The following is a 25,121-nucleotide window of genomic DNA, read 5'->3' on the forward strand; positions in this document are numbered from 1 at the left end:
CCGAAAATGGCAATGATGACGACCCGGGAGGGGAATGATGTCTCAGACAGCAAAAGTGCTGCTGTTGTATGCCCATCCGGAATCCCAGGACTCGGTCGCAAACCGGGTTTTGCTTAAACCGGCTCAACAGCTGAGCAATGTGACGGTGCACGACCTTTACGCGCACTATCCCGATTTTTTTATCGATATTCCGCGCGAGCAGGAACTGTTGCGTCAGCATGACGTGATTGTGTTCCAGCATCCGCTTTACACCTACAGTTGCCCCGCGTTGCTAAAAGAGTGGCTGGACCGGGTGCTGAGCCGAGGATTTTCCAGTGGGCCAGGGGGGAACCAACTGGCGGGAAAGTACTGGCGGAGTGTCATTACGACCGGTGAACCAGAAAGTGCTTACCGCCACGACAGCCTGAACCGCTATCCCATGAGCGATATTTTGCGCCCTTTTGAGCTGACGGCGGCGATGTGTCGTATGCAATGGATGAGCCCGATGATTGTTTATTGGGCGCGCCGCCAGCAACCCCAGGCGCTGGCAAGTAACGCCAAAGCCTACGGTGAATGGCTGGCTTCCCCGATTCCGACGGGAGGCCACTGATGGAAGGTACCGATCTGTTATTAGCCGGGGTGCTGTTTTTGTTCGCCGCCGTGGTGGCGGTGCCGTTGGCCGCGCGGCTTGGCATAGGCGCGGTGCTGGGCTATTTGCTCGCGGGTATCGCTATCGGGCCGTGGGGCCTTGGATTCATTAGCGACGTGGACGAGATCCTGCACTTCTCGGAACTTGGCGTGGTTTTCCTGATGTTCATCATCGGGCTGGAGCTGAATCCCGCGAAGCTGTGGCAATTGCGGCGTTCGATTTTCGGCGTGGGCGCGGCGCAGGTGTTGTTTAGCGCGGTGATTCTCGGTGGATTGCTGATGCTGACTCAGTTCAAATGGCAGGCGGCGGTGATCGGCGGGATTGGCCTTGCCATGTCGTCGACGGCAATGGCGTTGCAGCTGATGCGCGATAAAGGGATGAATCGCAACGAATCGGGACAACTGGGATTCTCTGTGCTGCTGTTCCAGGATCTCGCGGTGATTCCGGCATTAGCCCTGGTGCCGTTGCTCGCCGGTTCGGGTGACGATCATTTTGACTGGATGAAAGTCGGCATGAAGGTGCTGGCTTTTGTGGGAATGCTGATTGGCGGACGTTATCTGCTGCGCCCGGTGTTCCGCTTTATTGCCGCCTCCGGCGTGCGCGAAGTGTTTACCGCGGCGACGCTGCTGCTGGTGTTAGGTTCGGCGTTATTTATGGATGCGCTGGGGCTGTCGATGGCGCTTGGGACCTTTATCGCCGGCATTCTTCTGGCCGAAAGTGAATACCGCCACGAGTTGGAGATTGCGATCGATCCTTTCAAAGGGTTGCTGCTCGGGCTGTTCTTTATCTCCGTAGGTATGGCGCTGAATCTGGGGGTGCTTTATACCCATTTGCTGTGGGTAGTGGTCAGCGTTGCGGTGCTGGTGGCCGTGAAAACGGGTGTGCTTTACACGTTGGCGCGAATCTACGGCCTGCGCAGTTCAGAGCGAATGCAGTTTGCCGGTGTGTTGAGCCAGGGCGGCGAGTTTGCTTTTGTGCTTTTCTCTACCGCCGCGTCCCAGCGTTTATTTCAGGATGATCAAATGGCGCTGCTGCTTGTCACGGTGACGCTGTCGATGATGACCACGCCGCTGCTCATGAAGCTTATCGATAAAATGCTATCGCGCCGCTTCAATCAACCTGACGATGAGGACGAAGCGCCGTGGGTCGAGGACGATAAACCGCAGGTGATCGTGGTGGGCTTTGGCCGTTTTGGACAGGTTATTGGTCGTCTGCTGATGGCGAACAAGATGCGTATTACGGTGCTTGAGCGTGATATCAGCGCGGTGAATCTGATGCGCAAATATGGCTATAAAGTCTATTACGGCGATGCCACGCAGCTTGAGTTGTTGCGTTCTGCGGGCGCGGAGGCGGCGGAATCTATCATCATCACCTGTAACGAGCCTGAAGATACAATGAAGCTGGTGGAGCTTTGCCAGCAGCATTTCCCGCATTTGCATATTCTGGCACGAGCGCGGGGACGCGTTGAGGCCCATGAATTGTTGCAGGCGGGCGTGACGAATTTTTCACGCGAGACGTTCTCCAGTGCGCTGGAGTTAGGGCGCAAAGCGCTGGTTTCGCTGGGTATGCATCCACATCAGGCGCAACGGGCACAAATGCATTTTCGTCGTCTCGATATGCGTATGCTGCGCGAGTTAATGCCCGTGCATTCGGACACGGCGCAGATATCTCGCGTACGGGAAGCGCGGCGCGAACTTGAAGAGATTTTCCAGCGGGAGATGCAGCAAGAGCGGCGGCAGTTCGACGGCTGGGATGAATTTGAATAGGGGCAAAAGTATGGCAATTCGTAAACGTTTTATTGCAGGTGCAAAATGCCCGTCCTGTCAGGCGCAAGATTCGCTGGCGATGTGGCGTGAAAATAATATTGATATTGTTGAGTGTGTTAAGTGTGGTCACCAGATGCGTGAGGCGGATAAAGAAGCGCGCGAGCACGTTCGCAAAGAAGAGCAAGTGATCGGTATTTTTCATCCGGACTAGCGATATGCCCTCAGTTTTTTTAAGCTAAAGGGTACACGGGTGCAGATTTCCGTTACAATCTGCGCCAGCAATTTTCCCACGCTCAGGAGATATCATGAAAGTAGCAAAAGACCTGGTGGTCAGCCTGGCCTATCAGGTACGTACAGAAGACGGTGTGTTGGTTGATGAGTCTCCGGTGAGTGCGCCGCTGGACTACCTGCATGGTCACGGCTCCCTCATTTCCGGCCTGGAAAGCGCGCTGGAAGGTCACGATGTTGGCGATAAATTTGACGTTGCTGTAGGCGCGAACGACGCTTACGGTCAGTATGATGACAACCTGGTTCAGCGCGTTCCTAAAGACGTGTTCATGGGCGTTGACGAGCTGCAGGTTGGCATGCGTTTCCTAGCTGAAACTGACCAGGGTCCAGTACCGGTTGAAATCACCGAAGTTGAAGACGAGCACGTTGTGGTTGACGGTAACCACATGCTGGCTGGCCAAAACCTGAAATTCAACGTTGAAGTGATTGCGATCCGTGAAGCGACCGAAGAAGAACTGGCTCATGGCCACGTTCACGGTGCTAACGGTCACGACCACGATCACGACCATGACGGTTGCTGCGGTGGTCACGGCCACGATCATGACCACGATCACGGTCATGAGCACGGTAAAGGCGGTTGTGGCGGTAATGGCGGTTGCGGCTGCCACTAATACCTTGGTATTAGCTGTATCGCACGCACAAAAAAGCGGGAAATATTCCCGCTTTTTTTACGCCTCCACTTTGTGCCTTAATAATGCGGCGGTGGGGTCTCTTCGGACGGTGAAGCCATGTGTGACGATTGTGTCGCTTTCACTTTCTCCGTCAGCAAACGCAGCAGATCGCGAAGTTTCGCCATTTCCAGTTCATGAGCCGTCACGGTCTGGTTGAGTTCGTCGATGGTGACTTCCTGAAAAGCAAGACGGCTTTCCAGCTCGGCCAGCCGCACTTCCAGAGTTGTATCTTGCATGATTGACCTCGTTGTATGTTCAGACGCCATCGGGCGTTCGCGGCGATAAATTTTATCTCACTTTGCCCCGATGTGCAGTATCCATCCCTTTGGCACGAAACTAATTTAAACAAAAATAGTCTTAAAAGAGACGATAATAGGGGGAGTCTGTCTATAGATTTCCTCCGCAACGTTCTATAGTACGCTTCTCATTTACGTTTAACGCTGGGGTGAGAGGCCCTGGTCCTGGAGAAATGGATGAAATCACTGTTTAAAGTAACGCTGCTGGCGACCACTATGGCTGTCGCACTGAATGCGCCGCTGTCTTTCGCTGCTGATACGGCTGCGAAACCTGCTGCAAGCGCAGACAGCAAAGCTGCGTTCAAAAATGACGACCAGAAATCAGCCTATGCGCTGGGCGCTTCTCTGGGTCGTTACATGGAAAACTCTCTCAAAGAGCAGGAAAAACTGGGCATCAAACTGGATAAAGATCAGCTGATCGCCGGTGTTCAGGATGCATTTGCAGATAAGAGTAAACTGTCTGACCAGGAAATCGAACAGACTCTGCAAGCTTTCGAAGCTCGCGTGAAGGGTGCTGCTCAGGGCAAGATGGAAAAAGACGCAAAAGACAACGAAGCGAAGGGCAAAGCCTACCGCGATACTTTTGCTAAAGAAAAAGGTGTGAAAACCTCTTCTACCGGTCTGCTTTATAAAGTCGAGAAAGCCGGTACGGGCGATGCACCAAAAGACAGCGACACCGTTGTAGTGAACTACAAAGGTACACTGATCGACGGTAAAGAGTTTGATAACTCCTACACTCGCGGTGAGCCACTGTCCTTCCGCCTTGACGGTGTTATCCCAGGCTGGACTGAAGGCCTGAAAAACATCAAGAAAGGCGGCAAAATCCAGCTGGTTATTCCACCGGATCTGGCTTACGGCAAAACCGGCGTTCCGGGTATCCCGGCTAACTCCACGCTGGTCTTCGATGTAGAGCTGCTGGACATCAAACCAGCGCCAAAGGCAGAGGCTAAACCTGCCGCTGCAGAAGATGATAAAGCTGCAGACGCAGCGAAGAAGTAAAACGCTGAAAACCGCCGCCTTCAAGGCGGCGGTTTTTTTATTGCAGGCCAGATATAATAAACACTGGAAAGCGTTGCCTACGCTGTATTAATTTAGTTGTCCGTGTAAATATGAGCCTGCCCTGACAACCTAACGACAGGCTCCTGAAAAGGAGTGTTTTTTTCATGTCCAGGTCGCTTTTAACCAACGAAACCAGTGAACTTGATTTGCTGGATCAACGTCCTTTCGATCAGACTGACTTCGATATTCTGAAATCCTACGAAGCGGTAGTGGACGGGTTAGCGATGCTCATTGGCTCTCACTGCGAAATCGTATTGCACTCCCTGCAAGATCTGAAATGTTCCGCCATCCGTATTGCCAATGGTGAGCATACTGGCCGCAAAATTGGATCGCCAATTACCGACCTTGCACTGCGTATGCTCCACGACATGACCGGCGCCGATAGCAGCGTCTCCAAATGTTATTTCACCCGTGCCAAAAGTGGCGTACTGATGAAGTCAGAGACCATCGCCATCCGTAATCGCGATCACCGGGTGATTGGATTGCTGTGCATCAACATGAACCTTGATGTGCCGTTCTCACAAATCATGAGCACGTTTATTCCACCTGAAACACCGGAAGTGAACTCATCCGTTAACTTTGCGTCCTCTGTGGAAGACCTTGTCACACAGACTCTGGAATTCACCATTGAAGAGGTGAATGCCGATCGCAACGTATCGAACAACGCCAAGAATCGCCAAATCGTGCTGAACCTCTATGAGAAAGGCATTTTCGATATTAAAGATGCGATTAACCAGGTTGCCGACCGACTGAATATTTCCAAGCACACGGTTTATCTCTACATTCGCCAGTTCAAAAGCGGTGATTTTTTGGGGCAAGAGAAGTAATGCGTTTTGCCTTAATGGTGACGGGGCCGGCTTACGGCACGCAGCAGGCCAGCAGCGCGCTGCAGTTTGCGCAGGCGGTGTTAGCTGAAGGGCATGAACTGAGTAGCGTGTTTTTCTATCGTGAGGGCATCTACAACGCCAACCAGTTTACGTCTCCTGCTTCTGATGAATATGATCTGGTGCGTGGCTGGCAGGCGCTGAACGAAGCACAGGGCGTCGAGCTGCATATCTGTGTGGCTGCGGCGCTGCGTCGTGGTGTAGTGGATGAAATAGAGGCTAAGCGTTTGGGGCTTTCGGGCGCCAATTTGCAGCCTGGGTTTACGCTCAGCGGCTTGGGTGCATTGGCGCAGGCGGCGCTGACGTGCGATCGGATGGTGCAATTCTGATGAACCGTGTTGCGTTTGTTTTTACCTCTGCTCCCCATGGCAGCTCAGCGGGTAGGGAAGGGCTTGATGCGCTTCTGGCGACCTCTGCCCTGACAGAAGATATTGGCGTTTTCTTCGTCGGCGACGGCGTTTTTCAGATTTTGACCGGACAACAGCCGCAACGGATTCTGGCGCGAGATTATATTTCAACGTTTAAAGTTCTGCCGCTTTATGACATCGACACTTTTTGGGTGTGCGCTGCATCGCTAAAAGAGCGGGGGATTGACGACAATGTCGCGTTGGTCCTGGATGCGGAAGTGCTTTCACCGGCCGCTCTACGTGAAAAACTCTCCCATTATCATGTCGTTCTGACATTCTGAGGTCGTCATGCTTCACACTCTGAGCCATTCACCATGGCATGCTGATATCGAAGGGTTGCTGAGAATGCTGGGCGACGGCGATGAATTGTTGCTGATCCAGGATGGCGTTCTTGCCGCCATTGACGGCGGGCGCTTCATTGAAATCCTCAATAATGCCCCCATTAAGGTCATAGCGCTGAAAGATGACATAGATGCCCGCGGTCTTGCTGGTCAAATTTCCACCAAAATTGACGTTGTTGGCTATACTGACTTCGTCAAACTAGCGATTAAGCACTCGACTCAAATGAGTTGGTGATCCGAGATCACTGTATATTTCTTGACACCTTTTCGGCGTAGCCCTAGAATTTCGCGTCCTCATATTGTATGAGGTCGATTTATTACGTGTTTACGAAGCAAAAGCTAAAACCAGGAGCTATTTAATGGCAACAGTTAACCAGCTGGTACGCAAACCACGCGCTCGCAAAGTTGCAAAAAGCAACGTGCCTGCGCTGGAAGCCTGCCCGCAGAAACGTGGTGTATGTACCCGTGTATATACCACCACTCCTAAGAAACCAAACTCCGCACTGCGTAAAGTATGCCGTGTGCGTTTGACCAACGGTTTTGAAGTGACCTCCTACATCGGTGGTGAAGGTCACAACCTACAGGAACACTCCGTGATCCTGATCCGTGGCGGTCGTGTAAAAGACCTTCCGGGTGTTCGTTATCACACCGTTCGTGGTGCACTTGACTGTTCCGGCGTTAAAGACCGTAAGCAGGCTCGTTCCAAGTATGGCGTGAAACGTCCTAAGGCTTAATGGTTCTCCGTTAAGTAAGGCCAAACTGTTTTAACTTAATGTCAAAATAAACTCTTTGAGTTTTGGACAATCCTGAATTAACAACGGAGTATTCCCATGCCACGTCGTCGCGTCATTGGTCAGCGTAAAATTCTTCCAGATCCTAAGTTCGGATCAGAACTGCTGGCAAAATTTGTAAATATCCTGATGGTAGATGGTAAAAAATCTACTGCAGAAGCAATCGTATACAGCGCGCTTGAGACCCTGGCTCAACGCTCTGACAAAAATGCACTGGAAGCTTTCGAAGTCGCTCTCGACAACGTGCGCCCGACTGTAGAAGTTAAGTCTCGCCGCGTTGGTGGTTCTACTTATCAGGTTCCAGTTGAAGTTCGTCCGGTTCGTCGTAATGCTCTGGCAATGCGTTGGATCGTTGAAGCTGCTCGTAAACGCGGTGATAAATCCATGGCTCTGCGTCTGGCGAACGAACTTTCTGACGCTGCAGACAACAAAGGTACTGCAGTTAAGAAACGTGAAGACGTTCACCGTATGGCAGAAGCCAACAAGGCGTTCGCACACTACCGTTGGTAATCCCTTCGGAGTCATAGTCACCAGGCGGACACTTCTTCTCAGAAGCTGTCCGCTCTGGGTTACTTAATTGAACGCCTAAAGAAATAAACGAGGAATCAAATGGCTCGTACAACACCCATCGCACGCTACCGTAACATCGGTATCAGTGCGCACATCGACGCCGGTAAAACCACTACTACCGAACGTATTCTGTTCTACACCGGTGTAAACCATAAAATCGGTGAAGTTCATGACGGCGCAGCTACCATGGACTGGATGGAACAGGAGCAGGAGCGTGGTATTACTATCACCTCCGCAGCGACTACTGCATTCTGGTCAGGTATGGCTAAGCAGTACGAACCGCATCGCGTAAATATCATCGACACCCCAGGCCACGTTGACTTCACAATCGAAGTTGAACGTTCTATGCGTGTTCTCGATGGTGCGGTAATGGTTTACTGCGCAGTTGGTGGTGTTCAGCCACAGTCTGAAACCGTATGGCGTCAGGCAAACAAATACAAAGTTCCACGCATTGCGTTCGTTAACAAAATGGACCGCATGGGTGCAAACTTCCTGAAAGTTGTTGGTCAGATCAAATCCCGTCTGGGCGCGACAGCTGTTCCGCTTCAGTTGGCAATTGGTGCTGAAGAAGGTTTCACCGGTGTTGTTGACCTGGTGAAAATGAAAGCCATCAACTGGAACGATGCCGATCAGGGCGTGACCTTCGAATACGAAGACATCCCTGCTGACATGGTTGAGCTGGCAAACGAATGGCGCCAGAACCTGGTTGAATCAGCAGCAGAAGCTTCTGATGAGCTGATGGATAAATATTTGGGCGGTGAAGAGCTGACCGAAGAAGAGATCAAAACTGCGCTGCGTGCACGCGTACTGAGCAACGAGATCATTCTCGTGACTTGCGGTTCTGCGTTCAAGAACAAAGGCGTTCAGGCAATGCTGGATGCGGTAATTGATTACCTGCCAGCACCAACTGACGTACCTGCAATTAACGGTATGTTGGACGACGGTAAAGACACTCCGGCTGAACGTCATGCTACTGATGATGAGCCGTTTGCTGCACTGGCATTCAAAATCGCTACCGACCCATTCGTGGGTAACCTGACGTTCTTCCGCGTGTACTCTGGCGTGGTTAACTCTGGTGATACCGTATACAACCCAGTGAAATCGGCACGTGAGCGCTTTGGTCGTATCGTTCAGATGCATGCTAACAAGCGTGAAGAGATCAAAGAAGTTCGTGCAGGTGACATTGCTGCGGCAATCGGCCTGAAAGACGTGACCACGGGTGACACCATCTGTGATCCGGACCACGTGATCATTCTGGAGCGTATGGAATTCCCTGAACCGGTAATTTCTATCGCTGTAGAACCGAAAACCAAAGCTGACCAGGAAAAAATGGGTCTGGCTCTGGGTCGTCTGGCTAAAGAAGATCCATCATTCCGCGTATGGACTGATGAAGAATCTAACCAGACTATCATCGCTGGTATGGGTGAACTGCACCTCGACATCATCGTTGACCGTATGAAGCGTGAATTCAACGTTGAAGCTAACGTGGGTAAACCTCAGGTTGCTTACCGCGAAGCGATTCGTGCGAAAGTTACCGATGTTGAAGGTAAACACGCTAAGCAGTCTGGTGGTCGTGGTCAGTTTGGTCATGTTGTTATCGACATGTACCCACTGGAGCCGGGCTCTAATCCGAAAGGTTATGAGTTCATCAACGACATCAAAGGTGGTGTGATTCCTGGTGAATACATCCCTGCCGTTGATAAAGGTATTCAGGAACAGCTGAAGTCTGGTCCTCTGGCGGGTTACCCAGTAGTAGATCTCGGCGTGCGTCTGCACTTCGGTTCTTACCACGACGTTGACTCCTCCGAGCTGGCGTTTAAACTGGCCGCTTCTATTGCCTTCAAAGATGGCTTTAAGAAAGCGAAACCAGTTCTGCTTGAACCAATCATGAAGGTTGAAGTAGAAACTCCAGAAGAGAACACTGGTGACGTTATCGGTGACCTTAGCCGTCGTCGTGGCCAGCTGAAAGGTCAGGAATCTAACGCTACTGGCGTTCAGATTCATGCTGAAGTACCGTTGTCTGAAATGTTCGGATACGCAACTCAGCTGCGCTCACTGACTAAAGGTCGTGCTTCTTACTCCATGGAGTTCCTGAAGTATGATGACGCGCCGAACAACGTTGCTCAGGCCGTAATCGAAGCCCGTGGCAAATAAGCCATAGGTTAAAAACCAAAATCCCGTGCCCTCTCGGTGAGGGGGCACTATAGTAAGGAATATAGCCGTGTCTAAAGAAAAATTTGAACGTACAAAACCGCACGTTAACGTCGGTACTATCGGCCACGTTGACCATGGTAAAACAACGCTGACTGCTGCAATCACTACCGTTCTGGCGAAAACCTACGGTGGTTCTGCTCGTGCATTCGATCAGATCGATAACGCACCAGAAGAAAAAGCTCGTGGTATCACCATCAACACTTCCCACGTTGAATATGACACCCCGTCCCGCCACTACGCACACGTAGACTGCCCGGGCCACGCCGACTATGTTAAAAACATGATCACCGGTGCTGCTCAGATGGATGGCGCGATCCTGGTTGTTGCTGCAACTGATGGCCCTATGCCACAGACGCGTGAGCACATCCTGCTGGGTCGTCAGGTAGGCGTTCCGTACATCATCGTGTTCCTGAACAAATGCGACATGGTTGATGACGAAGAGCTGCTGGAACTGGTCGAAATGGAAGTGCGTGAACTTCTGTCTCAGTACGATTTCCCAGGTGATGATACTCCAATCATCCGTGGTTCTGCTCTGAAAGCGCTGGAAGGCGAAGCAGAGTGGGAAGCTAAAATCGTTGAACTGGCTGGCTACCTGGATTCTTACATCCCGGAACCAGAACGTGCTATCGACAAGCCATTCCTGCTGCCAATCGAAGACGTATTCTCCATCTCCGGCCGTGGTACTGTTGTAACCGGTCGTGTAGAGCGCGGTATCGTCAAAGTTGGCGAAGAAGTTGAAATCGTTGGTATCAAAGAGACTGCTAAGTCTACCTGTACTGGCGTTGAAATGTTCCGCAAACTGCTGGACGAAGGCCGTGCTGGTGAGAACGTTGGTGTTCTGCTGCGTGGTATCAAACGTGAAGAAATCGAACGTGGTCAGGTACTGGCTAAGCCAGGCTCAATCAAGCCGCACACCAAATTCGAATCTGAAGTTTATATTCTGTCCAAAGATGAAGGCGGCCGTCATACTCCGTTCTTCAAAGGCTACCGTCCACAGTTCTACTTCCGTACAACTGACGTGACCGGCACCATCGAACTGCCAGAAGGCGTAGAGATGGTAATGCCTGGCGACAACATTCAGATGGTTGTTACCCTGATCCACCCAATCGCGATGGATGACGGTCTGCGTTTCGCAATCCGTGAAGGCGGCCGTACTGTAGGCGCTGGCGTTGTAGCTAAAGTTATCAGCTAATCGCTGATAAAATTTAAGCAATGCGTATTTAAAGGGCATCAATAGATGCCCTTTTTGCTATCTTTCGTTTATGGCTTGTCACATTTTTTCGCATTTTTTGCCTCCTCATAACGCCTGTCCTGACGCATGTGCTATTGTAATCATAATTATTCTCACTTACACTTTGTGCATAAATTGAACGGGAGTTTCTATGTACGTTTGTTTGTGTAATGGCGTGAGTGACAAAAAAATACGTCAAGCCGTTCGACAGTTTCATCCTCAGTCTTTCCAACAGCTTCGTAAATTTGTTCCGGTAGGAAATCAATGCGGTAAGTGTGTACGCGCGGCGCGTGAGATTATGCAGGACGAATTGACGCAGATCCCGGAATACAAAGAGATCGCCTAAGGCTCTATCTTTTTTTTGACATCCCTGTAGCCCCATCTACGCTTCAATAAGTGGAAGCGGAGGGACTATATAATGAAAGGTGATGTTAAAATCATAAGCTATCTCAATAAATTATTGGGAAATGAGCTTGTCGCGATCAACCAGTATTTTCTTCATGCAAGAATGTTCAAGAACTGGGGACTGACGCGCCTCAACGATGTTGAATATCATGAATCCATCGACGAAATGAAACACGCTGATCAATACATCGAGCGTATTCTCTTTCTTGAAGGCATTCCTAACCTGCAGGATCTCGGCAAACTTGGCATCGGTGAAGACGTTGAAGAGATGCTTCGTTCGGATCTAACGCTTGAACTTGAGGGTGCAAAAGATCTCCGGGAAGCTATCGCTTATGCTGATAGCGTCCATGACTATGTTAGCCGCGATATGATGATTAAGATCCTGGCAGACGAAGAGGGCCATATTGACTGGTTGGAGACCGAGCTGGATCTGATTGGAAAAATTGGTTTGCAAAATTACCTTCAATCACAGATCAAAGTGGAAGGGTGATTAAACTTTGCCAACCCGTTAATAAACCTGCTGCCGCCATGAAAGGTCCAAACGGTAGCGGGTTTTTGTGTATCTGCATCCCAGGTTTCAAAAGAACCATGATCACGACATAGGTCGCGCCAAGCAGCGCGGCAACAAGTGTCAAAGCAGGTAAAACATACCAGCCGTGCCACGCCCCTAAGGCAGCAAGATACTTTACATCCCCATATCCAAGTCCCTCGCGTTTATACATCAGATAAAAACCCCAATATAAACACGCAAAGCCAATGTAACCCACTATGGCCCCCCCGACAGCACTGGTCAGAAATACACGATCATTGATGAGATGAAACAGAAGACCTGACCAGAGTAGCGGGCAGACGTATTTGTCCGGTAACAGACCGAAACGTATGTCCTCGCGAATGAGAAAGTAGGTCAACGTTGCATAGATAACTAGAAAGGGAAACGCAGCAAACATGATTGAAACCTCTAAAGTAATCGCTGCGATATCCTCTTTCTTCGCGTACTTATGAACAAACAGTAAAACCAGCCGTTGCGTAGAGCATTCCAACGAATCAGTGAAACATCTGAGCGGTACTTGGGGATTTCGACCCGCCTCGCAAATTATGGCTGTAAGGTTGTTTTCTAAACTGCACTTGCGTTATGTCGTATTTTACGTATAATGCGCGGGCTTGTCGTAATTGACAGCTGGTTCAATATGAACCTGGGTAACAGTTTTTTGTTGCCTAACAATGTCCCCAATTGGGGGGCTACGTAAGAACGGTTACACTCACCCATCAATCGTAATGGGTATGGGTAGTAATCATTTTCGCTTATAAAATAATTGGAGCTCTGGTCTCATGCAGAACCAAAGAATCCGTATCCGCCTTAAAGCGTTTGATCATCGTCTAATCGATCAATCAACCGCGGAAATCGTCGAGACTGCTAAGCGCACTGGTGCGCAAGTCCGTGGTCCGATCCCGCTGCCGACCCGCAAAGAGCGCTTTACCATTCTGATATCTCCGCACGTCAACAAAGACGCGCGTGATCAGTATGAAATTCGCACTCACAAGCGTCTGGTTGACATCGTTGAGCCAACTGAAAAAACCGTTGATGCTCTGATGCGTCTGGACCTGGCTGCCGGTGTAGACGTGCAGATCAGCCTGGGTTAATCAGGTCATCGAGCGATTGAGAGGTTGAAACAATGATTGGTTTAGTCGGTAAAAAAGTGGGAATGACCCGCATCTTCACTGAAGATGGCGTATCTATCCCAGTAACCGTTATCGAAGTTGAAGCAAACCGCGTTACTCAGGTTAAAGACCTGGCTAACGATGGCTACCGTGCAGTTCAGGTTACCACTGGCTCTAAAAAAGCAAGTCGTGTAACTAAGCCGGAAGCTGGTCACTTCGCTAAAGCTGGCGTTGAAGCTGGCCGTGGTCTGTGGGAATTCCGTCTTGCTGAAGGCGAAGAGTTCACCGTAGGTCAGGACATTAGCGTTGAGCTGTTTGCTGAAGTTAAAAAAGTTGACGTAACCGGTACCTCTAAAGGTAAAGGTTTTGCTGGTACCGTTAAGCGCTGGAACTTCCGTACTCAGGATGCCACGCACGGTAACTCCTTGTCTCACCGCGTTCCGGGTTCTATCGGTCAGAACCAGACTCCGGGCAAAGTGTTCAAAGGCAAGAAGATGGCAGGTCAGATGGGCAACGAACGCGTAACTGTCCAGAGCCTGGATGTAGTGCGTGTTGACGCTGAGCGCAACCTGCTGCTGGTTAAGGGTGCTGTTCCGGGTGCAACCGGTAGCAACCTGATCGTTAAACCAGCTGTGAAGGCGTGAGGAGATAGCAATGGAATTAGTATTGAAAGACGCGCAGAGCGCGCTGACTGTTTCCGAAACTACCTTCGGTCGTGATTTCAACGAAGCGCTGGTTCACCAGGTTGTTGTTGCTTATGCAGCTGGTGCTCGTCAGGGTACTCGTGCTCAGAAGACTCGTGCTGAAGTAACTGGTTCCGGTAAAAAGCCGTGGCGCCAGAAAGGTACCGGCCGTGCGCGTTCAGGTTCTATTAAGAGCCCGATCTGGCGTTCCGGTGGCGTAACCTTCGCTGCTCGCCCACAGGACCACAGTCAAAAAGTAAACAAAAAGATGTACCGCGGCGCGCTGAAAAGCATTCTGTCCGAACTGGTACGTCAGGATCGTCTGATCGTTGTCGAAACGTTCTCTGTAGAAGCGCCTAAAACTAAGCTGCTGGCACAGAAACTGAAAGACATGGCTCTGGAAGATGTGCTGATCATCACCGGTGAGCTGGACGAGAACCTGTTCTTAGCTGCGCGCAACCTGCACAAGGTTGACGTACGCGATGCAACTGGTATCGACCCGGTTAGCCTGATCGCCTTCGACAAAGTCGTAATGACTGCTGATGCTGTTAAGCAAGTTGAGGAGATGCTGGCATGATTCGTGAAGAACGTCTGCTGAAGGTGCTTCGTGCACCGCACGTTTCTGAAAAAGCGTCTGCTGCGATGGAAAAAACCAATACCATCGTTCTCAAAGTTGCTAAAGACGCGACCAAAGCAGAAATCAAAGCTGCTGTGCAGAAACTGTTTGAAGTCGAAGTCGAAGTCGTTAACACCCTCGTTGTTAAAGGGAAAGTTAAACGTCACGGACAGCGTATCGGTCGTCGTAGCGACTGGAAAAAAGCTTACGTCACCCTGAAGGAAGGCCAGAATCTGGACTTCGTTGGCGGCGCTGAGTAAGTCGGAGGAGTAATACAATGGCAGTTGTTAAATGTAAACCGACATCTCCGGGTCGTCGCCACGTAGTTAAAGTGGTCAACCCTGAGCTGCACAAGGGCAAACCTTTTGCTCCGCTGGTTGAAAAAAACAGCAAATCCGGTGGTCGTAACAACAATGGCCGCATCACTACTCGTCACATCGGTGGTGGTCATAAGCAGGCTTATCGTATTGTTGACTTCAAACGCAACAAAGACGGTATCCCAGCTACTGTTGAACGTCTTGAGTACGATCCGAACCGTTCCGCGAATATCGCGCTGGTTCTGTACAAAGATGGCGAACGCCGTTACATCCTGGCCCCTAAAGGCCTGAAAGCTGGCGACCAGATTCAATCTGGCGTTGATGCTGCAATCAAAGCAGGCAACACCTTGCCGATGCGCAATATCCCGGTTGGTTCTACCGTTCATAACGTAGAAATGAAACCAGGTAAAGGCGGTCAGCTGGCACGTTCCGCTGGTACTTACGTTCAGATCGTTGCTCGTGATGGTGCTTATGTCACCTTGCGTCTGCGTTCTGGTGAAATGCGTAAAGTCGAAGCTGACTGCCGCGCTACTCTGGGCGAAGTTGGCAATGCTGAGCATATGCTGCGCGTTCTGGGTAAAGCAGGTGCTGCACGCTGGCGTGGTATTCGCCCTACCGTTCGCGGTACTGCGATGAACCCAGTCGACCACCCACATGGTGGTGGTGAAGGTCGTAACTTTGGTAAGCACCCTGTAACACCATGGGGCGTTCAGACCAAAGGTAAGAAGACCCGCAGCAACAAGCGTACTGATAAATTTATCGTGCGTCGCCGTAGCAAATAATTTTAGAGGATAAGCCATGCCACGTTCTCTCAAGAAAGGTCCTTTTATTGACCTGCACTTGCTGAAGAAGGTAGAGAAAGCGGTGGAAAGCGGAGACAAGAAGCCCCTGCGCACTTGGTCCCGTCGTTCAACGATCTTTCCTAACATGATCGGTTTGACCATCGCTGTCCATAATGGTCGTCAGCACGTTCCAGTCTTTGTTTCCGACGAAATGGTCGGTCATAAACTGGGTGAATTCGCACCGACTCGTACTTATCGCGGCCATGCTGCTGATAAAAAAGCGAAGAAGAAATAAGGTAGGAGGAAGAGATGGAAACTTTAGCTCAACATCGCCATGCTCGTTCTTCTGCTCAGAAGGTTCGCCTTGTTGCTGACCTGATTCGCGGTAAGAAAGTGTCGCAGGCCCTGGACATCCTGACTTATACCAACAAGAAAGCTGCGGTATTCGTCAAGAAAGTACTGGAATCTGCCATTGCTAACGCTGAACACAACGATGGCGCTGACATTGACGATCTGAAAGTTGCGAAAATTTTCGTAGATGAAGGCCCAAGCATGAAGCGCATTATGCCGCGTGCGAAAGGTCGTGCAGATCGCATCCTGAAGCGCACCAGCCACATTACTGTGGTTGTGTCCGATCGCTGAGACTCTGGAGACTAGCAATGGGTCAGAAAGTACATCCTAATGGTATTCGCCTGGGTATTGTAAAACCATGGAATTCAACCTGGTTTGCGAACACCAAAGAATTCGCTGACAACCTAGACAGCGATTTTAAAGTACGTCAGTACCTTACTAAGGAACTGGCTAAAGCGTCTGTATCTCGTATCGTTATCGAGCGTCCGGCTAAAAGCATTCGTGTGACTATTCACACTGCTCGCCCGGGTATCGTTATCGGTAAGAAAGGCGAAGACGTAGAAAAACTGCGCAAGGTCGTTGCGGATATCGCTGGCGTTCCTGCACAGATCAATATCGCTGAAGTTCGTAAGCCTGAACTGGACGCTAAATTGGTTGCTGACAGCATCACTTCACAGCTGGAACGTCGCGTTATGTTCCGTCGTGCTATGAAGCGTGCAGTACAGAACGCAATGCGTCTGGGCGCTAAAGGCATTAAAGTTGAAGTTAGCGGCCGTCTCGGCGGCGCGGAAATCGCACGTACCGAATGGTACCGCGAAGGTCGCGTACCGTTGCATACTCTGCGCGCTGACATCGACTACAACACCTCTGAAGCGCACACCACTTACGGTGTAATCGGTGTTAAGGTATGGATCTTCAAAGGTGAGATCCTGGGTGGCATGGCTGCTGTTGAACAACCGGAAAAACCGGCTGCTCAACCTAAAAAGCAGCAGCGTAAAGGCCGTAAATAAGGAGCGTCGCTGATGTTACAACCAAAGCGTACAAAATTCCGTAAAGTGCACAAAGGCCGCAACCGTGGTCTGGCGCAGGGTACGGATGTTAGCTTCGGCACTTTCGGTCTGAAAGCTGTTGGCCGTGGTCGTCTGACTGCACGTCAGATCGAAGCAGCACGTCGTGCAATGACCCGTGCAGTTAAGCGTCAAGGTAAAATCTGGATCCGTGTATTCCCGGACAAACCAATTACCGAGAAGCCGCTGGAAGTTCGTATGGGTAAAGGTAAAGGTAACGTGGAGTATTGGGTTGCCTTGATTCAGCCGGGCAAAGTCCTGTATGAAATGGACGGTGTACCGGAAGAGCTGGCCCGTGAAGCATTCGGACTGGCAGCAGCGAAACTGCCGATTAAAACCACCTTTGTAACTAAGACGGTGATGTAATGAAAGCAAATGAGCTGCGTGAAAAAAGCGTTGAAGAGCTGAACGCTGAGCTGCTGAACCTGCTGCGTGAGCAGTTTAACCTGCGTATGCAGGCTGCAAGTGGCCAGCTGCAACAGACTCACCTGCTGAAGCAAGTGCGTCGCAATGTTGCACGCGTTAAGACTTTACTGACTCAGAAGGCGGGTGCGTAATGACCGATAAAATCCGTACTCTGCAAGGTCGTGTTGTTAGTGACAAAATGGAGAAATCCATCGTTGTAGCTATCGAACGTATTGTGAAACACCCGATCTACGGTAAATTCATCAAGCGTACGACCAAACTGCACGTACATGACGAGAACAATGAATGCGGTATCGGTGACGTGGTAGAAATCCACGAATGCCGTCCGCTGTCCAAGACTAAGTCCTGGACGCTGGTTCGCGTTGTAGAGAAAGCAGTTCTGTAATAGACTAGCCTTCTCAATACGAATAAACGGCTCAGCAATGAGCCGTTTATTTTTTCTACCCATATTGTAGAACCGGTGTTATAATGCCGCGCCCTCAATATGGGGCTTTTCGACGACTCTGATTTTATGGGTCTCAGGTAGTAGTTGACATTAGCGGAGCACTGAAATGATCCAAGAACAGACTATGCTGACCGTCGCCGACAACTCCGGTGCACGTCGCGTAATGTGTATCAAGGTTCTGGGTGGCTCGCACCGTCGCTACGCAGGCGTAGGCGACATCATCAAGATCACCATCAAGGAAGCAATTCCACGTGGTAAGGTCAAAAAAGGTGATGTGCTGAAAGCGGTAGTGGTGCGCACCAGGAAGGGTGTTCGTCGCCCTGACGGTTCTGTCATTCGCTTCGATGGTAATGCATGCGTTATTTTAAACAATAACAGCGAGCAGCCTATCGGCACGCGTATCTTTGGGCCGGTAACTCGTGAACTTCGTACTGAAAAGTTCATGAAAATTATCTCTCTGGCACCAGAAGTACTCTAAGGAGCGAATCATGGCAGCGAAAATCCGTCGTGATGACGAAGTTATCGTGTTAACCGGTAAAGATAAAGGTAAACGCGGTAAAGTAAAAAATGTTCTGTCTTCCGGCAAGATCATTGTTGAAGGTATCAATCTGGTTAAGAAACATCAGAAGCCGGTTCCGGCCCTGAACCAACCAGGTGGCATCGTTGAAAAAGAAGCTGCAATTCAGGTTTCTAACGTTGCGCTCTTCAACACGGTAACTGGCAAGGCTGACCGTGTAGGCTTTAGATTCGAAGACGGTAAAAAAGTCCGTTTCTTCAAATCTAATAGCGAAACTATCAAGTAATTTGGAGTAGTACGATGGCGAAACTGCATGATTACTACAAAGACGAAGTAGTTAGCAAACTCATGACTGAGTTTAACTACAATTCTGTCATGCAAGTCCCTCGGGTCGAGAAGATCACCCTGAACATGGGTGTTGGTGAAGCGATCGCTGATAAGAAACTGCTGGATAACGCAGCAGCTGATTTGACAGCAATCTCCGGTCAAAAGCCGTTGATCACCAAAGCACGCAAATCTGTTGCAGGCTTCAAAATCCGTCAGGGCTATCCGATCGGCTGTAAAGTAACTCTGCGTGGCGAACGCATGTGGGAGTTCCTTGAGCGCCTGATCTCTATTGCTGTACCACGTATCCGTGACTTCCGTGGCTTGTCCGCTAAGTCATTTGATGGTCGTGGTAACTACAGCATGGGTGTCCGTGAGCAGATCATCTTCCCAGAGATCGACTACGATAAAGTCGACCGCGTGCGTGGTTTGGATATTACCATTACCACTACTGCGAACTCTGATGAAGAAGGCCGTGCTCTGCTGGCTGCCTTTGACTTCCCGTTCCGCAAGTAAGGTAGGGTTACTGAATGGCTAAGCAATCAATGAAAGCACGCGAAGTAAAGCGCGTAGCTTTAGCTGATAAATTCTTCGCTAAACGCGCTGAACTGAAAGCGATCATCTCTGATGTGAACGCTTCCGACGAAGACCGTTGGAATGCAGTTCTGAAGCTGCAGTCTCTGCCGCGTGATTCCAGCCCGTCTCGTCAGCGTAACCGCTGTCGTCAAACTGGTCGTCCGCACGCTTTCCTGCGGAAGTTCGGGTTGAGCCGTATTAAGGTCCGTGAAGCCGCTATGCGCGGTGAAATCCCGGGTCTGAAAAAGGCTAGCTGGTAATTGTCACCAATTGAATCACGGGAGTAAAGACAGATGAGCATGCAAGATCCGATCGCGGATATGCTGACCCGTATCCGTAACGGTCAGGCCGCGAACAAAGTTGCGGTCACCATGCCTTCCGCCAAGCTGAAAGTGGCAATTGCCAATGTGCTGAAGGAAGAAGGTTTTATCGAAGATTTTAAAGTTGAAGGCGACACCAAGCCGGAACTGGAACTTACTCTTAAGTATTTCCAGGGTAAAGCTGTTGTAGAAAGCATTCAGCGTGTCAGCCGCCCAGGCCTGCGCATCTATAAGAAAAAAGATGAGCTGCCTAAAGTTATGGCTGGTCTGGGTATCGCAGTTGTTTCTACCTCTAAAGGTGTTATGACTGATCGTGCAGCGCGCCAAGCTGGTCTTGGTGGCGAAATTATCTGCTACGTAGCCTAATCGGAGGATAACAATGTCTCGTGTTGCTAAAGCACCGGTCGTTATTCCTGCCGGCGTTGATGTAAAAATCGACGGTCAGGTTATTACGATCAAAGGTAAAAATGGCGAGCTGACTCGTACCCTCAACAATGCTGTTGAAGTTAAACATGCAGATAATGCTCTGACCTTCGGTCCGCGAGATGGTTTCGTAGACGGATGGGCTCAGGCTGGCACCGCGCGTGCACTGCTGAACTCAATGGTAGTTGGTGTTACCGAAGGCTTCACTAAAAAGCTTCAACTAGTTGGTGTAGGTTATCGTGCAGCGATCAAAGGGAATGCAGTAGGCCTGTCTCTGGGCTTCTCACACCCTGTTGAGCATCCGCTGCCGGCCGGTATCACTGCAGAATGTCCGACCCAGACTGAAATCGTGCTGAAAGGCGCGGATAAACAGCTGATCGGCCAGGTTGCAGCAGATCTGCGCGCCTACCGTCGTCCTGAGCCTTATAAAGGCAAGGGTGTTCGTTACGCCGACGAAGTCGTGCGTACCAAAGAGGCTAAGAAGAAGTAAGGTAACACTATGGATAAGAAATCTGCTCGTATCCGTCGTGCGACCCGCGCACGCCGCAAGCTCAAAGAGCTGGGTGCAACTCGCCTGGTGGTACATCGTACCCCGCGTCATATTTACGCACAGGTAATTGCACCGAACGGTTCTGAAGTTCTGGTAGCTGCTTCTACAGTAGAAAAAGCTATTACAGAACAATTGAAGTACACCGGTAACAAAGACGCTGCCGCAGCTGTTGGTAAAGCTGTTGCTGAACGCGCTCTGGAAAAAGGCATCAAAGTTGTGTCCTTTGACCGTTCCGGGTTCCAATATCATGGTCGTGTCCAGGCACTGGCAGATGCTGCCCGTGAAGCTGGCCTTCAGTTCTAAGGTAGAGGTGTAAGATGGCTCACATCGAAAAACAGGCTGGCGAACTGCAGGAAAAGCTGATCGCGGTTAACCGCGTATCTAAAACCGTAAAAGGTGGTCGTATTTTCTCCTTCACAGCTCTGACTGTTGTTGGTGATGGTAATGGTCGCGTTGGTTTTGGTTACGGTAAAGCGCGTGAAGTTCCAGCAGCGATCCAGAAAGCGATGGAAAAAGCCCGTCGCAATATGATTAACGTCGCGCTGAACCACGGCACCCTGCAACACCCTGTAAAAGGTGTTCACACGGGTTCTCGTGTCTTCATGCAGCCGGCTTCTGAAGGTACCGGTATTATTGCCGGTGGTGCAATGCGCGCCGTCCTGGAAGTCGCTGGAGTTCATAACGTTCTGGCCAAAGCATATGGTTCCACCAACCCGATTAACGTGGTTCGTGCAACTATTGATGGCCTGGAAAATATGAATTCTCCAGAAATGGTCGCTGCCAAGCGTGGTAAATCCGTTGAAGAAATTCTGGGGTAATTGACCATGGCAAAGACTATTAAAATCACTCAAACCCGCAGTGCAATCGGTCGTCTGCCGAAACACAAGGCAACGCTGCTTGGCCTGGGTCTGCGTCGTATTGGTCATACCGTTGAGCGTGAGGATACTCCCGCTGTTCGTGGTATGGTCAACGCGGTTTACTTCATGGTTAAAGTTGAGGAGTAAGAGATGCGTTTAAATACTCTGTCTCCAGCCGAAGGCTCTAAAAAGGCGGGTAAACGCCTTGGTCGTGGTATCGGTTCTGGCCTCGGTAAAACCGGTGGTCGTGGTCACAAAGGTCAGAACTCTCGTTCTGGCGGTGGCGTACGTCGCGGTTTCGAGGGTGGCCAGATGCCACTGTACCGTCGTCTGCCGAAATTCGGTTTCACTTCTCGCAAATCAGCGATCACAGCCGAAATTCGTCTGTCTGACCTGGCGAAAGTTGAAGGCGGCGTTGTAGACCTGAATACGCTGAAAGCTGCAAACATTATCGGTATCCAGATTGAGTTCGCGAAAGTGATCCTGGCTGGTGAAGTTTCTACTCCGGTAACTGTACGTGGTCTGCGTGTTTCTAAAGGCGCTCGTGCTGCTATCGAAGCTGCTGGCGGTACAATTGAGGAATAAGTAGCAGATGGCTAAGCAACCGGGATTAGATTTTCAAAGTGCCAAGGGTGGATTTGGCGAACTGAAACGCAGACTTTTGTTTGTTGTTGGTGCGCTAATCGTTTTCCGTATTGGCTCTTTTATTCCGATCCCTGGTATCGATGCCGCTGTACTTGCCAAACTGCTTGAGCAACAGCGAGGCACCATCATTGAAATGTTTAACATGTTCTCTGGTGGTGCTCTCAGCCGTGCTTCTATCTTTGCACTGGGTATCATGCCGTATATTTCGGCATCGATTATCATACAGCTGTTAACGGTCGTTCATCCGGCCCTCGCAGAGCTGAAGAAAGAAGGGGAGTCTGGTCGTCGTAAGATCAGCCAGTACACCCGTTACGGCACTCTGGTGCTGGCAATATTCCAGTCAATCGGTATTGCTACCGGTTTACCGAATATGCCTGGTATGCAAGGCTTGGTCATTAACCCTGGCTTTGCATTCTATTTCACCGCTGTTGTTAGTCTGGTCACAGGAACAATGTTCCTGATGTGGCTCGGCGAACAGATTACTGAACGAGGTATCGGCAACGGTATCTCGATCATTATCTTCGCTGGTATCGTTGCGGGACTCCCGCCAGCCATTGCCCATACAATTGAGCAAGCGCGTCAAGGCGAACTGCACTTCCTCCTGTTGCTATTGGTTGCAGTATTAGTATTCGCAGTGACCTTCTTTGTTGTCTTCGTTGAACGTGGTCAACGCCGCATTGTGGTGAACTATGCTAAACGTCAACAAGGACGTCGTGTCTATGCTGCACAGAGCACACATTTACCGCTGAAAGTAAATATGGCGGGTGTAATCCCGGCAATCTTTGCTTCCAGTATTATTCTGTTCCCGGCGACCATCGCGTCATGGTTTGGGGGCGGAACCGGTTGGAACTGGCTGACAACAATTTCGCTGTATTTGCAGCCTGGGCAACCGCTTTATGTGTTACTCTATGCGTCTGCAATCATATTCTTCTGTTTCTTTTACACGGCGTTGGTTTTCAATCCGCGTGAGACAGCAGATAACCTGAAGAAGTCCGGTGCATTTGTACCAGGAATTCGTCCGGGAGAGCAAACGGCGAAGTATATTGATAAAGTAATGACGCGCCTGACCTTGGTTGGTGCACTGTACATTACCTTTATCTGCCTGATCCCGGAGTTCATGCGTGATGCGATGAAAGTACCGTTCTACTTCGGTGGGACTTCACTGCTTATCGTTGTCGTCGTGATTATGGACTTTATGGCTCAAGTGCAAACTCTTATGATGTCAAGTCAGTATGAGTCTGCCTTGAAGAAGGCGAACCTGAAAGGCTACGGCCGTTAATTGGTCGCCCGAGAAGTTACGGAGAGTAAAAATGAAAGTTCGTGCTTCCGTCAAGAAATTATGCCGTAACTGCAAAATCGTTAAGCGTGAAGGTGTTATTCGCGTGATTTGCAGTGCCGAGCCGAAACATAAACAGCGTCAAGGCTGATTATTTCGCATATTTTTCTTGCAAAGTTGGGTTGAGCTGGCTAGATTAGCCAGCCAATCTTTTGTATGTCTGTGCGTATCCATTTGAGTATCCTGAAAACGGGCTTTTCAGCATGGTACGTACATATTAAATAGTAGGAGTGCATAGTGGCCCGTATAGCAGGCATTAACATTCCTGATCAAAAACATGCTGTGATCGCATTAACTTCGATCTATGGCGTCGGCAAGACCCGTTCCAAAGCCATTTTGGCTGCAGCGGGTATCGCTGAAGATGTTAAGATCAGTGAGCTGTCTGAAGAACAAATCGACACGCTGCGTGACGAAGTTGCCAAATTTGTCGTTGAAGGTGATCTGCGCCGTGAAGTTAGCATGAGCATCAAGCGCCTTATGGACCTTGGTTGCTATCGCGGTTTGCGTCATCGTCGTGGTCTCCCGGTTCGCGGCCAGCGCACCAAGACCAACGCACGTACCCGTAAGGGTCCGCGCAAACCGATCAAGAAATAATCGGGGTGATTGAATAATGGCAAAGGCACCAGTTCGTGCACGTAAGCGTGTAAGAAAACAAGTCTCTGACGGCGTGGCTCATATCCATGCTTCTTTTAACAACACCATCGTTACTATTACTGATCGTCAGGGTAACGCATTGGGTTGGGCAACAGCCGGTGGTTCCGGTTTCCGTGGTTCTCGCAAATCGACTCCGTTCGCAGCCCAGGTTGCAGCAGAGCGTTGTGCAGAAGCCGTAAAAGAATACGGTATCAAGAATCTGGAAGTTATGGTCAAAGGTCCGGGTCCGGGTCGCGAATCAACTGTTCGTGCTCTGAACGCCGCTGGTTTCCGCATCACTAATATTACTGATGTGACTCCGATCCCTCATAACGGTTGTCGTCCGCCGAAAAAACGTCGCGTATAACGCTTACGTTTTCTAGGATTGTTGGAGATAGAAAATGGCAAGATATTTGGGTCCTAAGCTCAAGCTGAGCCGTCGTGAGGGCACCGACTTATTCCTTAAGTCTGGCGTTCGCGCGATCGATACCAAGTGTAAAATTGAACAAGCTCCTGGCCAGCACGGTGCGCGTAAACCGCGTCTGTCTGACTATGGTGTGCAGTTGCGTGAAAAGCAGAAAGTTCGCCGTACCTACGGTGTGCTGGAGCGTCAGTTCCGTAACTACTATAAAGAAGCAGCGCGTCTTAAAGGCAATACCGGTGAAAACCTGTTGGCTCTGCTGGAAGGTCGTCTGGACAACGTTGTTTACCGTATGGGCTTCGGTGCTACTCGTGCTGAATCTCGTCAGCTGGTTAGCCATAAAGCAATCATGGTAAACGGTCGTGTTGTTAACATCGCTTCTTATCAGGTTAAAGCGAATGACGTTGTTTGCATTCGTGAGAAAGCGAAAAAGCAATCTCGCGTGAAAGCAGCTCTCGAGCTGGCTGAGCAGCGTGAAAAGCCAACCTGGCTGGAAGTTGATGCTAGCAAGATGGAAGGTACGTTCAAGCGTCAGCCGGAACGTTCTGATCTGTCTGCGGACATTAACGAACACCTGATCGTTGAGCTTTACTCCAAGTAAAGCTTAGTACCAAAGAGAGGA

At 50.2% G+C, this 25,121-nt stretch carries 43 protein-coding genes; 41 read left to right on the top strand and 2 right to left on the bottom strand.

The features are described 5' to 3' along the window. The first annotated feature begins 34 nt into the window (after positions 1-34). From kefG to slyD, 4 genes are all read left to right on the top strand, one after another. Positions 35-589 (top strand): glutathione-regulated potassium-efflux system ancillary protein KefG, encoded by a 555-nt coding sequence (kefG, locus tag AC07RN_RS18050; protein ID WP_478336984.1) that lies wholly within the window; start codon positions 35-37, stop codon positions 587-589. Further along, a complete protein-coding gene (gene kefB / locus AC07RN_RS18055; RefSeq protein WP_235134181.1) occupies positions 589-2,394 on the top strand; it encodes a glutathione-regulated potassium-efflux system protein KefB in 1,806 nt (601 codons plus the stop codon). The genes kefG and kefB overlap by 1 nt, the downstream gene beginning before the upstream one ends. A gap of 10 nt (positions 2,395-2,404) precedes the next feature. Further along, positions 2,405-2,605 carry a YheV family putative zinc ribbon protein gene (locus tag AC07RN_RS18060; protein ID WP_005121675.1) on the top strand — a complete coding sequence of 67 codons (201 nt, stop codon included), beginning with the start codon at positions 2,405-2,407 and terminating at the stop codon, positions 2,603-2,605. Between the two features lie 94 nt (positions 2,606-2,699). Continuing rightward, positions 2,700-3,293 carry a peptidylprolyl isomerase gene (gene slyD / locus AC07RN_RS18065; RefSeq protein WP_015960728.1) on the top strand — a complete coding sequence of 198 codons (594 nt, stop codon included), beginning with the start codon at positions 2,700-2,702 and terminating at the stop codon, positions 3,291-3,293. Between the two features lie 77 nt (positions 3,294-3,370). On the opposite strand, the gene AC07RN_RS18070 is transcribed toward slyD, so the two are convergent. After that, the gene (locus AC07RN_RS18070; protein ID WP_015960727.1) at positions 3,371-3,589 is read right to left on the bottom strand and encodes a protein SlyX; all 219 of its coding nucleotides are present in this window, start codon (positions 3,587-3,589) and stop codon (positions 3,371-3,373) included. Between the two features lie 237 nt (positions 3,590-3,826). Between AC07RN_RS18070 and fkpA the strand changes: the two genes are divergently transcribed. From fkpA to bfr, 11 genes are all read left to right on the top strand, one after another. Continuing rightward, positions 3,827-4,648 (top strand): FKBP-type peptidyl-prolyl cis-trans isomerase, encoded by an 822-nt coding sequence (gene fkpA / locus AC07RN_RS18075; protein ID WP_478336985.1) that lies wholly within the window; start codon positions 3,827-3,829, stop codon positions 4,646-4,648. A gap of 164 nt (positions 4,649-4,812) precedes the next feature. Beyond that, complete coding sequence (locus AC07RN_RS18080; protein WP_015960725.1) at positions 4,813-5,535, top strand: helix-turn-helix transcriptional regulator; 723 nt, start codon at positions 4,813-4,815, stop codon at positions 5,533-5,535. Then, complete coding sequence (tusD, locus tag AC07RN_RS18085; protein ID WP_235134180.1) at positions 5,535-5,921, top strand: sulfurtransferase complex subunit TusD; 387 nt, start codon at positions 5,535-5,537, stop codon at positions 5,919-5,921. Before AC07RN_RS18080 ends, tusD begins: the two co-directional genes overlap by 1 nt. Next, entirely contained in the window at positions 5,921-6,280 is a 360-nt protein-coding gene (tusC, locus tag AC07RN_RS18090; protein WP_478336986.1) for a sulfurtransferase complex subunit TusC, read from the top strand. The genes tusD and tusC overlap by 1 nt, the downstream gene beginning before the upstream one ends. A 7-nt stretch (positions 6,281-6,287) precedes the next feature. After that, positions 6,288-6,575 carry a sulfurtransferase complex subunit TusB gene (tusB, locus tag AC07RN_RS18095; RefSeq protein WP_449555015.1) on the top strand — a complete coding sequence of 96 codons (288 nt, stop codon included), beginning with the start codon at positions 6,288-6,290 and terminating at the stop codon, positions 6,573-6,575. Between the two features lie 124 nt (positions 6,576-6,699). Then, positions 6,700-7,074, top strand: a complete 375-nt coding sequence (rpsL, locus tag AC07RN_RS18100) for a 30S ribosomal protein S12 (protein ID WP_000246815.1) — start codon at positions 6,700-6,702, stop codon at positions 7,072-7,074. 96 nt (positions 7,075-7,170) lie between these two features. Next, a complete protein-coding gene (gene rpsG, locus AC07RN_RS18105; protein ID WP_015960721.1) occupies positions 7,171-7,641 on the top strand; it encodes a 30S ribosomal protein S7 in 471 nt (156 codons plus the stop codon). 99 nt (positions 7,642-7,740) lie between these two features. Next, complete coding sequence (fusA, locus tag AC07RN_RS18110) at positions 7,741-9,855, top strand: elongation factor G (RefSeq protein ID WP_015960720.1); 2,115 nt, start codon at positions 7,741-7,743, stop codon at positions 9,853-9,855. Between the two features lie 67 nt (positions 9,856-9,922). After that, a complete protein-coding gene (gene tuf / locus AC07RN_RS18115; RefSeq protein WP_478336987.1) occupies positions 9,923-11,107 on the top strand; it encodes an elongation factor Tu in 1,185 nt (394 codons plus the stop codon). Positions 11,108-11,297: 190 nt separating this feature from the next. Continuing rightward, positions 11,298-11,492 carry a bacterioferritin-associated ferredoxin gene (bfd, locus tag AC07RN_RS18120; RefSeq protein WP_015960719.1) on the top strand — a complete coding sequence of 65 codons (195 nt, stop codon included), beginning with the start codon at positions 11,298-11,300 and terminating at the stop codon, positions 11,490-11,492. Between the two features lie 72 nt (positions 11,493-11,564). Next, a complete protein-coding gene (gene bfr / locus AC07RN_RS18125) occupies positions 11,565-12,041 on the top strand; it encodes a bacterioferritin (protein ID WP_015960718.1) in 477 nt (158 codons plus the stop codon). On the opposite strand, the gene AC07RN_RS18130 is transcribed toward bfr, so the two are convergent. Further along, positions 12,025-12,498 carry a prepilin peptidase gene (locus tag AC07RN_RS18130; RefSeq protein WP_478336988.1) on the bottom strand — a complete coding sequence of 158 codons (474 nt, stop codon included), beginning with the start codon at positions 12,496-12,498 and terminating at the stop codon, positions 12,025-12,027. The two genes, bfr and AC07RN_RS18130, sit on opposite strands and share 17 nt — an antisense overlap. A 382-nt stretch (positions 12,499-12,880) precedes the next feature. Between AC07RN_RS18130 and rpsJ the strand changes: the two genes are divergently transcribed. The 26 genes from rpsJ to rpsD all read left to right on the top strand — a co-directional run bounded on the left by rpsJ (position 12,881) and on the right by rpsD (position 25,100). After that, complete coding sequence (rpsJ, locus tag AC07RN_RS18135; protein ID WP_009639175.1) at positions 12,881-13,192, top strand: 30S ribosomal protein S10; 312 nt, start codon at positions 12,881-12,883, stop codon at positions 13,190-13,192. Positions 13,193-13,224: 32 nt separating this feature from the next. Beyond that, positions 13,225-13,854: a 50S ribosomal protein L3 gene (gene rplC / locus AC07RN_RS18140; protein WP_015960717.1), complete on the top strand. Its 630-nt coding sequence runs from the start codon at positions 13,225-13,227 to the stop codon at positions 13,852-13,854. Between the two features lie 10 nt (positions 13,855-13,864). Continuing rightward, entirely contained in the window at positions 13,865-14,470 is a 606-nt protein-coding gene (gene rplD / locus AC07RN_RS18145) for a 50S ribosomal protein L4 (RefSeq protein WP_015960716.1), read from the top strand. After that, positions 14,467-14,769, top strand: a complete 303-nt coding sequence (gene rplW, locus AC07RN_RS18150; protein WP_004868363.1) for a 50S ribosomal protein L23 — start codon at positions 14,467-14,469, stop codon at positions 14,767-14,769. Before rplD ends, rplW begins: the two co-directional genes overlap by 4 nt. 17 nt (positions 14,770-14,786) lie before the next feature. Then, on the top strand, positions 14,787-15,608 hold the full coding sequence (gene rplB / locus AC07RN_RS18155) for a 50S ribosomal protein L2 (RefSeq protein ID WP_015960715.1): 822 nt from the start codon (positions 14,787-14,789) through the stop codon (positions 15,606-15,608). A gap of 16 nt (positions 15,609-15,624) precedes the next feature. After that, positions 15,625-15,903, top strand: coding sequence for a 30S ribosomal protein S19 (gene rpsS, locus AC07RN_RS18160; protein ID WP_001138115.1), 279 nt, complete (start codon positions 15,625-15,627; stop codon positions 15,901-15,903). A 14-nt stretch (positions 15,904-15,917) separates the two neighbouring features. Beyond that, complete coding sequence (rplV, locus tag AC07RN_RS18165) at positions 15,918-16,250, top strand: 50S ribosomal protein L22 (protein ID WP_015960714.1); 333 nt, start codon at positions 15,918-15,920, stop codon at positions 16,248-16,250. A 17-nt stretch (positions 16,251-16,267) separates the two neighbouring features. Continuing rightward, positions 16,268-16,969: a 30S ribosomal protein S3 gene (gene rpsC, locus AC07RN_RS18170; protein ID WP_000529945.1), complete on the top strand. Its 702-nt coding sequence runs from the start codon at positions 16,268-16,270 to the stop codon at positions 16,967-16,969. Positions 16,970-16,981: 12 nt separating this feature from the next. Then, entirely contained in the window at positions 16,982-17,392 is a 411-nt protein-coding gene (gene rplP / locus AC07RN_RS18175; RefSeq protein WP_002919759.1) for a 50S ribosomal protein L16, read from the top strand. Further along, positions 17,392-17,583, top strand: a complete 192-nt coding sequence (gene rpmC, locus AC07RN_RS18180; RefSeq protein ID WP_006817276.1) for a 50S ribosomal protein L29 — start codon at positions 17,392-17,394, stop codon at positions 17,581-17,583. The genes rplP and rpmC overlap by 1 nt, the downstream gene beginning before the upstream one ends. Beyond that, a complete protein-coding gene (gene rpsQ, locus AC07RN_RS18185) occupies positions 17,583-17,837 on the top strand; it encodes a 30S ribosomal protein S17 (protein ID WP_015960713.1) in 255 nt (84 codons plus the stop codon). Before rpmC ends, rpsQ begins: the two co-directional genes overlap by 1 nt. Before the next feature lie 166 nt (positions 17,838-18,003). Next, a complete protein-coding gene (rplN, locus tag AC07RN_RS18190) occupies positions 18,004-18,375 on the top strand; it encodes a 50S ribosomal protein L14 (RefSeq protein WP_015960712.1) in 372 nt (123 codons plus the stop codon). 10 nt (positions 18,376-18,385) lie between these two features. Beyond that, positions 18,386-18,700: a 50S ribosomal protein L24 gene (gene rplX / locus AC07RN_RS18195; protein ID WP_015960711.1), complete on the top strand. Its 315-nt coding sequence runs from the start codon at positions 18,386-18,388 to the stop codon at positions 18,698-18,700. Positions 18,701-18,714: 14 nt separating this feature from the next. Then, the gene (rplE, locus tag AC07RN_RS18200) at positions 18,715-19,254 is read left to right on the top strand and encodes a 50S ribosomal protein L5 (protein ID WP_015960710.1); all 540 of its coding nucleotides are present in this window, start codon (positions 18,715-18,717) and stop codon (positions 19,252-19,254) included. A gap of 14 nt (positions 19,255-19,268) precedes the next feature. Further along, a complete protein-coding gene (rpsN, locus tag AC07RN_RS18205; RefSeq protein WP_015960709.1) occupies positions 19,269-19,574 on the top strand; it encodes a 30S ribosomal protein S14 in 306 nt (101 codons plus the stop codon). A gap of 33 nt (positions 19,575-19,607) precedes the next feature. Further along, positions 19,608-20,000, top strand: a complete 393-nt coding sequence (gene rpsH, locus AC07RN_RS18210; RefSeq protein WP_006178918.1) for a 30S ribosomal protein S8 — start codon at positions 19,608-19,610, stop codon at positions 19,998-20,000. 13 nt (positions 20,001-20,013) lie between these two features. Next, positions 20,014-20,547, top strand: coding sequence for a 50S ribosomal protein L6 (gene rplF / locus AC07RN_RS18215; RefSeq protein ID WP_006178917.1), 534 nt, complete (start codon positions 20,014-20,016; stop codon positions 20,545-20,547). A gap of 9 nt (positions 20,548-20,556) precedes the next feature. After that, positions 20,557-20,910 (top strand): 50S ribosomal protein L18, encoded by a 354-nt coding sequence (gene rplR, locus AC07RN_RS18220; RefSeq protein ID WP_015960708.1) that lies wholly within the window; start codon positions 20,557-20,559, stop codon positions 20,908-20,910. 14 nt (positions 20,911-20,924) lie between these two features. Further along, complete coding sequence (gene rpsE, locus AC07RN_RS18225) at positions 20,925-21,425, top strand: 30S ribosomal protein S5 (RefSeq protein ID WP_002438697.1); 501 nt, start codon at positions 20,925-20,927, stop codon at positions 21,423-21,425. Positions 21,426-21,431: 6 nt separating this feature from the next. Continuing rightward, complete coding sequence (rpmD, locus tag AC07RN_RS18230; RefSeq protein ID WP_003863301.1) at positions 21,432-21,611, top strand: 50S ribosomal protein L30; 180 nt, start codon at positions 21,432-21,434, stop codon at positions 21,609-21,611. Positions 21,612-21,614: 3 nt separating this feature from the next. Beyond that, a complete protein-coding gene (gene rplO, locus AC07RN_RS18235; protein WP_015960707.1) occupies positions 21,615-22,049 on the top strand; it encodes a 50S ribosomal protein L15 in 435 nt (144 codons plus the stop codon). 7 nt (positions 22,050-22,056) lie between these two features. Further along, on the top strand, positions 22,057-23,388 hold the full coding sequence (secY, locus tag AC07RN_RS18240) for a preprotein translocase subunit SecY (protein WP_015960706.1): 1,332 nt from the start codon (positions 22,057-22,059) through the stop codon (positions 23,386-23,388). A 31-nt stretch (positions 23,389-23,419) separates the two neighbouring features. After that, on the top strand, positions 23,420-23,536 hold the full coding sequence (rpmJ, locus tag AC07RN_RS18245; RefSeq protein WP_015960705.1) for a 50S ribosomal protein L36: 117 nt from the start codon (positions 23,420-23,422) through the stop codon (positions 23,534-23,536). Between the two features lie 146 nt (positions 23,537-23,682). Then, positions 23,683-24,039, top strand: a complete 357-nt coding sequence (gene rpsM / locus AC07RN_RS18250; RefSeq protein ID WP_003031135.1) for a 30S ribosomal protein S13 — start codon at positions 23,683-23,685, stop codon at positions 24,037-24,039. A gap of 16 nt (positions 24,040-24,055) precedes the next feature. Continuing rightward, positions 24,056-24,445, top strand: coding sequence for a 30S ribosomal protein S11 (rpsK, locus tag AC07RN_RS18255; protein WP_003863312.1), 390 nt, complete (start codon positions 24,056-24,058; stop codon positions 24,443-24,445). A gap of 34 nt (positions 24,446-24,479) precedes the next feature. Continuing rightward, on the top strand, positions 24,480-25,100 hold the full coding sequence (gene rpsD / locus AC07RN_RS18260) for a 30S ribosomal protein S4 (protein ID WP_015960704.1): 621 nt from the start codon (positions 24,480-24,482) through the stop codon (positions 25,098-25,100). Positions 25,101-25,121 lie beyond the last annotated feature (21 nt).

The organism is Lelliottia sp. GFLA7 (genome assembly GCF_056490165.1).